At 62.3% G+C, this 9,624-nt stretch carries 9 protein-coding genes and 1 pseudogene; 6 read left to right on the top strand and 4 right to left on the bottom strand.

The features are described from left to right. Positions 1 to 671: pseudogene (locus ACIREA_RS18745) on the bottom strand (hypothetical protein); the annotation flags it as partial. Positions 672 to 1,168: 497 nt separating this feature from the next. On the opposite strand from ACIREA_RS18745, the gene ACIREA_RS18740 reads away from it, so the two are divergent. The 3 genes from ACIREA_RS18740 (at position 1,169) to ACIREA_RS18730 (ending at position 3,983) form a co-directional block, all read left to right on the top strand. After that, the gene (locus ACIREA_RS18740; RefSeq protein ID WP_397383862.1) at positions 1,169 to 3,064 is read left to right on the top strand and encodes an AsmA-like C-terminal region-containing protein; all 1,896 of its coding nucleotides are present in this window, start codon (positions 1,169 to 1,171) and stop codon (positions 3,062 to 3,064) included. Positions 3,065 to 3,136: 72 nt separating this feature from the next. Beyond that, positions 3,137 to 3,382 (top strand): type II toxin-antitoxin system HicA family toxin, encoded by a 246-nt coding sequence (locus ACIREA_RS18735; protein WP_397383861.1) that lies wholly within the window; start codon positions 3,137 to 3,139, stop codon positions 3,380 to 3,382. 64 nt (positions 3,383 to 3,446) lie between these two features. Continuing rightward, positions 3,447 to 3,983, top strand: coding sequence for a type II toxin-antitoxin system HicB family antitoxin (locus ACIREA_RS18730; protein ID WP_397383860.1), 537 nt, complete (start codon positions 3,447 to 3,449; stop codon positions 3,981 to 3,983). Between the two features lie 351 nt (positions 3,984 to 4,334). Here ACIREA_RS18730 and ACIREA_RS18725 read toward each other — a convergent pair whose 3' ends face one another. The 3 genes from ACIREA_RS18725 to ACIREA_RS18715 all read right to left on the bottom strand — a co-directional run bounded on the left by ACIREA_RS18725 (position 4,335) and on the right by ACIREA_RS18715 (position 5,709). Beyond that, positions 4,335 to 4,709, bottom strand: coding sequence for a DUF2750 domain-containing protein (locus ACIREA_RS18725; RefSeq protein ID WP_397383859.1), 375 nt, complete (start codon positions 4,707 to 4,709; stop codon positions 4,335 to 4,337). A 101-nt stretch (positions 4,710 to 4,810) separates the two neighbouring features. Continuing rightward, positions 4,811 to 5,146 (bottom strand): hypothetical protein, encoded by a 336-nt coding sequence (locus ACIREA_RS18720; RefSeq protein WP_397383858.1) that lies wholly within the window; start codon positions 5,144 to 5,146, stop codon positions 4,811 to 4,813. 116 nt (positions 5,147 to 5,262) lie between these two features. Beyond that, positions 5,263 to 5,709, bottom strand: coding sequence for a hypothetical protein (locus ACIREA_RS18715; protein WP_397383857.1), 447 nt, complete (start codon positions 5,707 to 5,709; stop codon positions 5,263 to 5,265). Positions 5,710 to 6,264: 555 nt separating this feature from the next. Between ACIREA_RS18715 and ACIREA_RS18710 the strand changes: the two genes are divergently transcribed. Genes ACIREA_RS18710 through ACIREA_RS18700 form a run of 3 tightly spaced genes read left to right on the top strand, consistent with a single transcriptional unit; the run spans position 6,265 to position 8,869 of the window. Continuing rightward, the gene (locus tag ACIREA_RS18710) at positions 6,265 to 6,747 is read left to right on the top strand and encodes a helix-turn-helix domain-containing protein (protein ID WP_397383856.1); all 483 of its coding nucleotides are present in this window, start codon (positions 6,265 to 6,267) and stop codon (positions 6,745 to 6,747) included. A 23-nt stretch (positions 6,748 to 6,770) separates the two neighbouring features. Further along, the gene (locus tag ACIREA_RS18705; protein ID WP_397383855.1) at positions 6,771 to 7,646 is read left to right on the top strand and encodes a toprim domain-containing protein; all 876 of its coding nucleotides are present in this window, start codon (positions 6,771 to 6,773) and stop codon (positions 7,644 to 7,646) included. After that, entirely contained in the window at positions 7,643 to 8,869 is a 1,227-nt protein-coding gene (locus ACIREA_RS18700; protein ID WP_397383854.1) for a hypothetical protein, read from the top strand. Before ACIREA_RS18705 ends, ACIREA_RS18700 begins: the two co-directional genes overlap by 4 nt. Positions 8,870 to 9,624: the final 755 nt, after the last annotated feature.

Below are 9,624 nucleotides of genomic sequence, written 5' to 3'. Positions count from 1 at the left end.
TGATCCAGCAGAGGCAGCGCTTTCACGCCGCTGATTTCAAAGGGCTCCTCATTAGGCACCTTCAGCGTGTCCCCGGCCTTAAGGGCTTCCAGCTTGCCGGGGTTCAGCTCCTTGAGGTAATCGACGTCCACGTGAAATTTCTCCGCCACCGCCTCCGCTGCATTCGCATACGGCAGCCATTTTAGCTTCGCCATCTCCGGCACTTCCTGCGGCAGCTTGTCGGCGGCTTTGGCGTCGGCCTCCGTCACCACGTAGTCGATGAAGACGGCCTTCACGCTGGCCAGGTCCATGTCGGAGAGATCCGGCAGCGGGTGGGTCTTCTCGGCCTGGCCTTCCACCTTGGCGGGAGCGGGTGCGGCAGGCAGGGGAGGGAGGCTGTGCGCCTCACGGTACAAGCCCAGCGCCTTCTCTGAAAAGCCGCCGAAACGCCCGTCGATCTTTCCCGGTCCGAAGTTCGCGCGATCAAGGAACACCTGCAGCCGCGTCGCCGCTTCATGATCAGTGGGAATGGTGGGCGTGGCCTTTTCGCTTTCAGCGGTGGCAGCGGGTTTGTCCGCAGCTTTCGCCTTCGCCGTTTTCTTGTCAGCAGCCGCAGCGGGCAGGGATAGCCCGCAGAGCAGGCTGAAGGTGATGGTGAGCAGAGGCAGCCAACGAAGCACAGTGGGTTTCATGCCTAGCTTACGGCGGTGCTGCGATGAATGGCTGTGCGCGAATCCGCATCCGCATCCGAGCCGCGCAGCCCCCCCTTTGGACTGCGGTTGCGCAGTGAGGAACGAACGCAGCTACCGCTTTCGACGTGCCGGTTGATGCACGCATGCCATGGGATATCCGAAAGCGGCAGCCGTGGGATGTTCGCAGGCCCGTCAGCCCTCGCCCACCACGAGACGTTCGAAAGCGGCAGCTAGGCTCGTTCCTCGCTTCGCAGCCGCACTCCAAAGAACCCCATGCCTCGTCAGGGTCTCTGATGAAACAAAGGCCGTTCCTTTTCGGAAACGAGTCTTTGAAATCGCCATGTCTGCCGCCGCGAAAAGCTCATGGCCGGGCACCTCCTGCGAATGACAGAACCGCCCCCGCCACCCGCAGCGATACCAGTGACGAGAGACGCTGCACTGAACCTCTGCCTCAGCCCGGGCCGCAACTCCTCTCAGGGCCGCCCGCCACCCTCACGATGTCTCCCGCCAAAGTCCATCCTCCCCACCACAGGCTCCGCCTGGCGCTCATCGCCATGGCGGTGGTTGTTGTCGTCTTGTTCGGCGCTTACCACTGGCTGGTCAGCACCGCGCAGTCCACCCTGCGCCGGCGTTTGACGGAGCAGGGGCTGAACCTCACCAGCAGCAGCGAATCATGGTCTCTCTTCGGCGGGGTCACGCTGAACAACGCTGCCCTGCGCGGTCTGCCGGACAATGAACCTTTGATCGAAATAAGCGCCCTGCAGGTGGACATCCTGTGGCGGGAAGTGTGGAAATCACGCACCGCCGTCACGCGCTGGCACATCACGGACGGCACCCTCACGCTGCATGATCCGGCCGGGGCGGTGAGCTTTCAGCACTTCACCACCGACCTCTCCGTGCAGGATGACAAAATCGAGATCGCCCGGCTCGACACCGTGAATGGGCCGGTCTCCATCGCCGTGACTGGGCAGATCATCACCGCCACGCGCAGCACCCCCGCCACCCCGCAGAATGAGGAGGCCTTCAAGCTGAGCCTGAAGCCCGTGCGCTCCGTGATGGACATGCTGAGTTTCAAACCCGGCGGCGGCACCTTCGGCATCACCGGCAGCTTCACGGTGGATCTGCGGCCCGACGCTGCGCAGTGGACCGCCAGCCTGCACGGCAGCGGCGCCAAGCTGGAGCTGCACGGTTTGCCCATGAAGGAGGTTGAGGTGGATGCGCAGATCTCCCAGTCAGATCTGAAGCTCACCTCCAAGATCGCCTTCGATAAAGGCACCGCTGCCGTGGACGCCACCCTCGCAGGCTGGCAGGATCAGCCCCTGCTGCTCTCCGGCACGCTCATCGACACCGCCGGGCGCAAGGACACCTTCAAAGGCCAGCGCGTGGGCAAGTTCGACACGCTGACCATCTCCCACCTCAGCGGCGCCGCGAATCTCCTGGAGCTCGCGCTCAACATCCCCGTGCTCGCGGCCGGGCTGCCGAAGGATGTCAAGGTCACCACCTTTCCAGACATCATCGCGGAAGACTTCGTTTTCAATTCCGGGGCCCGTCCGCCGGAGTGGACGCTCGGCTCCATGCAGATCCGCAAAGCCGCCGACCTCGTGGTCACCGTGCGCGAGCATCCGCTCGTCATTGAGCGCCTCCAGGGAAAGGTATCCTACAATCACCGCGCCTGGCATTTCAAGGGTTTGAAAGGCCGCATGCTCGGCGGCAGCTTCGCGCTCACCGCCACTTATGATGGCAAAAAACTCAGCGATGCCAATGTCGCGCTGCAGTCCCTGCACCTCAACACCCTCACGCCCTGGGTGGGCAAGCTCAGCACGAAGCTGGAAGATGCGCAGATGACGCTCACCTATCGCGGAGTCATTGGCGATGACCCCAGCAACTCCACCGGCAGCGGCACGCTGGACCTCATCGATGCGCCCATCGTGCACGTGCCCCTGCTGGATCAGGCCTATCAGCTATTCCCCAAAATCCTCAACCGCGAGAGCGCCCGTGACACCGGGGAGGTGCGCACCACATTCATCATGAAAAACGGCGTCGCCATGGTGGAGCCCATGAAGGTGCTCGGGCAGTCCATCGTCGTCACCGCCCGTGGCACCGTGGATCTGAACAAGCGCACCGTGGATGGCCATGGCCGCGCCAACATACGCGGCGTGGTGGGAGTGATCATCTCGCCCATCAGCGTCGTGTTCATGGAGATGCAGGTGAAAGGCCCCTTTGACGACATCAAAGTCGCCCCCCTAGGTTTGATCGGAGCCGCGAAAAGCGTCCTCACCAATGCCGCCAAACTCAGCAGCCTCGTCCTCCGCGAAGGCGTCTCCGTCCCCTTCGAGGCCCTCGGCATGTTCCGTCGGCAGAGCACCAAGGAAGGTGCCAAGGCGGCGGAGTGAAGGGGTGATTTGCATAAAAATTGACGCAAACAGGGTTGCGCCCTCCGGCTATCCATGCGTAAATATTTACGCATGAGCAGCAAGAGCAAACTCCTCGCCAAACTTTCCAACGTCGCCTCCGACAAAGGCTGGACGCTCACTGATGCGGAGATGCTGCTCACTCTGCATGGCTTCACGAAACGCAACACGGGCAGCTCTCACCGCGTCTTCACACATCCCGGGCTGAGAGATGCCGTGACCCTTGCAGCTCATGGCAAGGGCATCAAACCTATCTACATCAAGATCATCCGCCAAGCCCTCGCCGATCTGCCCAAGTAAACAGACGGCCCATTTTCTTAACCTTGCCCTTATCCCTCAACCGATACCGACTATGAAAGACAAAATGCCCTATCAAATCACCGTGGCATGGAGCCCCGAGGATGAAGCTTACGTCGCCCGCGTGCCTGCGCTGCGCTACTGCGTGGCCACCGGCGAGACCCCGGAGAAGGCCGTCAAGGAAGTCAGAGCCGCCGCAGTCGAGATCCTCCGTGTGATGGAGGAAGACGGCAAGACTCTGCCCGCTCTGGACACCACGCTCGCCCGCGTCCAGGCGTTGCAGCCATTGATCAATGTCTCTGCCATTGCCAAGGCAGCGGGCCTGAGTGTGCAGACCCTCAGCAGCAAGATCACACGTGGCACCGCGCTCACTTCAGATGAATCTTCTCGCATCGGCAAAGTGTTCATCTCGTACGGACTCGAAGACAGGGGAACAGTGGCTGCTGCAAGTTCAGCGATTAAAGCCGCCAATCCTTCCAAAGTCGCGACTAAAAGCATAGCGGGCAGGATCCTTGCCCCTCGTGGTGGCGCCAATGTCGCCAGGTCTTTAGCTGCCAGCGCCCTCTCTTCTCGGAAGGCTGCCAAAACTGCGAAGAAGAGTTGAGTGACTGATGCCCTCTGATTGTAGTGGCCGCAAAGGTCTCGAAGGTTGTCGCAGCCACTGTGACTCATGAACTCGATGAATGTGTCCACTCCCGTCGCCTCCGCCACTTGGGAACGGCGCGGTGCGCCTTCCGGGAGGTAGGTTGGGTGTGTTTGGCGCGCCGAGGTTTCTTGTGCCGTGCAGCCCCCTTCGCCAAACCGCCCGACTGCGAGGACGATCGTACGCCTGGGTGTTTGCAGTACGCTCACGGACGGGCGGGCTTGCGCCACACCCATCCTACGACTGACGCGCTTTCCGGTACGGGAGGATTTGCAAGCACGACGCGATGGCCGGGTTAGCTGCGGCGTATGGTTAGGCTGTACCGGTTGGAAGCTGACTAATCTCATACTCAACTCGGGTCTGAAAGTCTGCTGGGTCAATGTCGTAACCAGTCGCACGCGGGCCGCTCCAATTCACGCCAATCTTCGTGCCGTCCTTGACGAAATCTGGAATCCAGCGGTCACGAAACTCCTCCCAACTTACCTCACACGGTCTGAACACGGAGTATGCCGGGACAGTGCTGATGATGCGCTCGACCCGTGGCAAGCTCGACCAAAATGGCTGCGCCCTCGCTCCGCTGGATGTCAAAGGTGCTGGATAACCCACATCATCTTCGACGGTCCAGAGGCGGCGGTGTGCTGCAACCTCTCTAGCGAACGCTGCCCATTGTGATGCTGCTTGTGACATAAGCGTGATGTGCGGCCTAACGACCCATGCTCAGCGACCCGGCCCACGGGACCGATGGATTGCAACAGTGACGCGATGGCTGGGTTCGCTGCAGTGCATGGTTAGGCGGCATGGTCAAACTCATAATCCTCCCAATGAATGACGGCTCTGGTCTGTGGGTGGACTCGAACGATGAAACCAGCATCGGCAACCCGCACGATGCCACACAAGAGCGTGATGCCACAGAACGGAAGCAATGCAGCGCGACGCCTCTTGAGTATCTCAGTCCACTCCGGGCCGCGTGGACTCAAACGAATCTGCTCGTCGAGGAACTCGATGTATGACTCGTCGAAGCGCGTCTTCTCCAAACCCGTGACCTCGTCAGCGTGCGCACGGATCACCGCAGGCAAGATGTCTGCCGCGCGAACTGCCTCGACGAATAAAGCGTGAGAACTCATGAGCGAGTAATGCTGCCTGACATGTGGATGGTGAACAGTTTTGTGGGCTTTTGTCCCAACGCCTTTGTAGCGGGCCACGACAGATGCCATACGATCCGTTGCCTGCATCCGTTTTGTCAGTTCTTGTTTGTGTTAGAATGAACTTTGTAGGTGGCTTGTGTGCCGTCCTGCCGTATCACCACCAAGTGTTCCTTGTCGAGTGAGACAAGGGTCAGCCGCTCGTAGAGCTTTCCGTCGCAATCTCTGATTTCGAGGATTCCGTCTACCAGTTTCCAATAATCCAGGGGTCCGCAAAGTGATGTAATGGTCTGATTCCCCTTCTTGCGTATGGAACCGTAGGTGACGGCTACCATCCCGTTGCTGGCAAAACTGAAATACTCGACACGACGGTCATCGATCAGCGTCACGGACAACCCGGATAGAAACGACCGCTTCCAGAGAGTCGTCTGCCCGGCGTGTTTCGCAGGCCCAATGGACTTGCGGCCTGGGGCAGTGCATCCCAGCGTCAGACAGGCGAGGAAAAAGGTGACCGCGAATCGCGCGACGGTAAGTGATCGAATCATGACGAGCGTCTCTGTTGTTGGCCTGACAAGTGGATGGTGAACAGTATTGCTGGCTTTTGTCTCAACGCCTTTATAGCCGACGGCTTTGTCAGCCTATGGCGCAAAGGTAACAAAAACGTCGGTTTGTGCGCAGAGGCCTGTGGTTTTGTGCCTCTTTTCGGGTGCGGCTTATTCTGCCCGTCGATCCACGCCTCCCTCACGCACCCTAACGTGGTATAAAGTAACACAAAGTTGCAGATTCGGGTTGACTTTGAAAAATCGGGCCCAAGTCTTGTTCTCATCCTTCGGGTGGCCGGTGTGAAGAACGCGGCGGGCCGGGAGGGGGACAGCGAGGGAGGCAGTGAAGAACTCTGAGTCTCGCACCATGCAGGCCGGCACAGCAGCCGGGCCGGGCGTTCCATGGGGTGCTTGCACTCTGGCGGATGCCGGGCCGGTGCGGGCGGTGCCGGTTGTTTCCGAGGGCCTGAGCCCATGCCTCTGCCACGCATCCTGCGTCTCTGCGCATCCCCAGGCCGAACCATGCCAAACAAATACCATTTATTACCACTTACTGCTATGAATCTGCCTAAATCCGAAAGCTTCTCTTCCACCTCCTCCACCGCGCCTGTGCCCGGCATCGGCTCCGCCAGCGACGCCTCCTCCGGCCACCCCGGCAAGGGCATCGACTCCTCCTCTGCTTCGGCATCCGCAGTCTCTGCAGCCTCCTCTCACGGCTCTGTGCTTGCGTTTGGCGCTGGGTCTGACGCGTCGCATTCCGGTTCGGCCATTACGGTCTGCGCGGCCTCTTCGGGCGCGTCTGGGCCCGGCTCTGGCGCTTCTGCCGCCCCCTCATTCTCCGGCTCCGCAGCGGCCTCGGAGGGCGGGTGGCTCACGCCGGAGCAGATGGCGCAGAGGCTCAATGTCTCGCGGCGCTGCCTGGGGAACTGGGCGCGGGACGGGATCATTCCCTTGGTCAAGATCGGGCGGGTGTGCCGCTTTGACCCGCCGCAGGTGATGGCGGCGCTGAAGCACCACGAGCAGGGAGTCGCCACACGCTGAGAAACCCCAAGCCCACCACGACTATGAAACTCAAGCTTGATCGTTTGGAAAAGGTCCGGCAGCGCGGCTCCCGGACCTTCGCCCGCTGCCCGGTCTGCGCTGAACTGGACCGGGACAGGGCGGGGGACAACCTCGTCATCTTTGCCAACGGCTGCTTTGCCTGCGCCGCCTTTCAGGGCGACCGCGAGCACGCGCGCCGCATCGAGCACCTGGCGGGGGATGAGAAGGAAAAACCCCGCCGCGGGCCGCCGGGTGCGTTTCCGCCGCCACGACAGCAGCGGCGTGAGCCCTCGCCGCCGGTGCTGCCGCCGGACTTTGCGGAGACGGTACGCACGGCGCGTCTCAGGGCCTCCTGCTGCCTGGAAACGCAGATGGTCATGGCGGACGAGTTTGGCGTGGGGGTGGAGACGATCCGCTGCCTGGCGCTGCAGGAGGGCGGGGCGCTGGGTTTCTTCCCGCGCATCAGGATCGGTGGCTCGCCCTGCCTGCCGGACCGCATCGGCTACATCTACCCGCAGGGGATCAAGATCCGCGAGCCCTGGGGGAAGGAGGCCGCCGTGCGCTTTGCCTGGGCCTGCGGCCGCGCCACGGAGCCCTGGCGCCACACCTGCGCCAGCGCGCGCCCCGGTGTGAGGCACTACTACATCACGGAGGGGGAGTCTGACCTCATCGCCCTGGCGGATGCTTTATTAAACCGAATCAAACCAGAAGATGGTATCGCCATGGTGGCCAGTCCGGGCACTTCATTCCGTGAGGAGTGGGCGCGGCTGTTTGCAGGCTGCGAGGTGAGCCTCTTCTTTGACATAGATGCCGCCGGGGCCGCCGCCGCCGAGCGCACCACCGCCCTGCTGCGCCCGCATGCCAGCCAGGTACGAATCCTTCACTTCAAACGCTCATGAAAGACCTCCGCAGCTACCACAATGCCCTGGGGGCTGAGGCCCTGGCCGCCCTCGTCAGCGATCCCGCGAACTACACCGTGGTGGACTGCTCCGGCAGCGCCAGCACCCTGAGCACCGCCCCGCCTGGCGGGGAGATCGCCATCACCATCACCGGTCCCGCCGCCACAGGGAGCGCGGTGGATTTCACGGATCTGGACGCACGCCGCATCCACCTGGAGCAGCCGCCGCCGCAGCCCGTGCCGGTTTTCTCGCTGCTCTCCCAGCAAATCTCCACAGCGGGAAACCTCACCGTCATCTCCGCGCAGGCGAAGGGCGGCAAGAGCGCCGTGGTGGGCGCGATGATCTCCAGCATCCTGGCCGCCGACGCACCGAAGGCGGAGGACGACGATGACGAAATCCCCGACTGGGAGCCGGAGCAGGATCTCCTCGGCTTCACCGCCGCCGCGCATGCCGGGCGCGCCGTGGTGCTGTTCGACACCGAGCAGTCGCCTTATGATGCGTGGAGCCTCGTGCAGCGCTCCGCGCAGCGTGCGGGCGTCTCCGGCATGCCCGCCTGCTTTCGCGGCTACTCGCTGGCAGACGTTTCCACGGAGCGACGCCGCGCCTTCCTCGCTGCGGAAATGCAGCGCGCCCAGCAGGATTGCGGCGGCATCCACAGCGTGTTCATCGATGGTGTGGCCGATTTGTGCAAAAGCCCGAATGACGACATCGAAGCCTTCACCTTGGTGGAGCACCTCGCGCAGTTGGCGATCACCTACGCCTGCCCCATCATCCTTGTGCTGCATGAGAACCCCTCCGGCCTGGAAACGGGGAAGACACGCGGCCACCTCGGCAGCCAGCTCGAGCGCAAGGCGGAGAGCAATCTCCGCATCGCCAAAGACGGCAAAAGCGGTGCCTCCATGCTCTTCTCCGAGCGCTGCCGCCACGCCTGCATTTCGCGGGATGACGCCCTGCGCTTCGCGTGGTCCACCCCCGACGGCATGCACATGACCGTGGAGCCGGAGACGAAGGAAAGCCGCACCGAGACCGCGCGGCAGAATGAGCAGCCCGAATGCCAGGCCGTGTTTGCCGGGCATGTGGGGGAGATGGCGTATGGGGAGATGAAGCAGCGCCTCATGGATGTGGGCCACATCTCTGCAGCGACCGCCAAACGCCGCATCAAACAGTGGCTGTCCATCGGGTTGATCAAACCGGGCTCCACCGCGTGCTACCTGCGCACCTGATGAGCCAGGCTCAGGCTCAAACGAGGCTCAAAGCAGGCTCATGAGCCTCTTAGGGGCTCAGGCTCACAGGCTCACTACCTATATATAGGTAGTGAGCCTGTGAGCCTGAACCCAGACCCAATGGGTGATCCTAAAACCCAACGGGTAATCTGTATGATCCCGTTGAACCCACCACCGGTGGGAATGGAAACTCACCCCCATTGCCCCACCCACCCCTGAGCCTGTGAACCTGCCGCAGGCTGTGAACCTCCTGCAGGGTGTGAACCTGCTTCAGGCTGTGAACTTGCTGCCGGGGGAGAGTGTTTTGCACTTTCATCCCATCGGCAATGCCGGATATGGCGCCGAGTACCGCAGCGCCCTGGGAGCGCGGGCCTCCGAGCCCGCAGCAGGTCGATCGCACTCAGCGGGCAGCGCTTCATGCCAAACGTGGCAAGCACGAGCATCTTGGGTGGAGAGAGCGATGGCGGAAGGGACGCAGCGGGGCTGTGCGTTTTGGCGGAGTGCTGCGGACTCGGAGGTCCGCGCTCCATCGGCGCTGGGTGCTCGCGGAACGCCCATCGCTGGCGGAGGTAGCGAGCCGCAGGCTGCCCGAAGGGGGGGAGCGAAGCGAGGCAATTCCGCGCTCCATGGGGGCTTTGGCGTGCGGTGTCACATCCGGCACGGCCCAGGGGATGCGCTGAAAATTTTTGCCTCATTTTCGCGGCCATCCCTTGCGCCTGTGCGTTAACCGGCCATGCATCACACTCACACATGAG

The sequence above is a fragment of the Prosthecobacter sp. genome (genome assembly GCF_044373815.1).
In the GTDB taxonomy this organism is placed as follows: Bacteria; Verrucomicrobiota; Verrucomicrobiia; order Verrucomicrobiales; family Verrucomicrobiaceae; genus Prosthecobacter.
The sequence above is the reverse complement of the archived record's forward strand: the minus strand, read 5'-3'. Positions and strand labels throughout refer to the sequence as shown.

What these genes read in the sequence shown, in the direction of transcription:
- ACIREA_RS18740 (WP_397383862.1), top strand. Translation starts at nt 1,169, where the DNA reads ATGTCTCCCGCCAAAGTCCATCCTCCCCACCACAGGCTCCGCCTGGCG.
- ACIREA_RS18735 (WP_397383861.1), top strand. Translation starts at nt 3,137, where the DNA reads ATGAGCAGCAAGAGCAAACTCCTCGCCAAACTTTCCAACGTCGCCTCC.
- ACIREA_RS18730 (WP_397383860.1), top strand. Translation starts at nt 3,447, where the DNA reads ATGCCCTATCAAATCACCGTGGCATGGAGCCCCGAGGATGAAGCTTAC.
- ACIREA_RS18725 (WP_397383859.1), bottom strand. Translation starts at nt 4,709, where the DNA reads ATGTCACAAGCAGCATCACAATGGGCAGCGTTCGCTAGAGAGGTTGCA.
- ACIREA_RS18720 (WP_397383858.1), bottom strand. Translation starts at nt 5,146, where the DNA reads ATGAGTTCTCACGCTTTATTCGTCGAGGCAGTTCGCGCGGCAGACATC.
- ACIREA_RS18715 (WP_397383857.1), bottom strand. Translation starts at nt 5,709, where the DNA reads ATGATTCGATCACTTACCGTCGCGCGATTCGCGGTCACCTTTTTCCTC.
- ACIREA_RS18710 (WP_397383856.1), top strand. Translation starts at nt 6,265, where the DNA reads ATGAATCTGCCTAAATCCGAAAGCTTCTCTTCCACCTCCTCCACCGCG.
- ACIREA_RS18705 (WP_397383855.1), top strand. Translation starts at nt 6,771, where the DNA reads ATGAAACTCAAGCTTGATCGTTTGGAAAAGGTCCGGCAGCGCGGCTCC.
- ACIREA_RS18700 (WP_397383854.1), top strand. Translation starts at nt 7,643, where the DNA reads ATGAAAGACCTCCGCAGCTACCACAATGCCCTGGGGGCTGAGGCCCTG.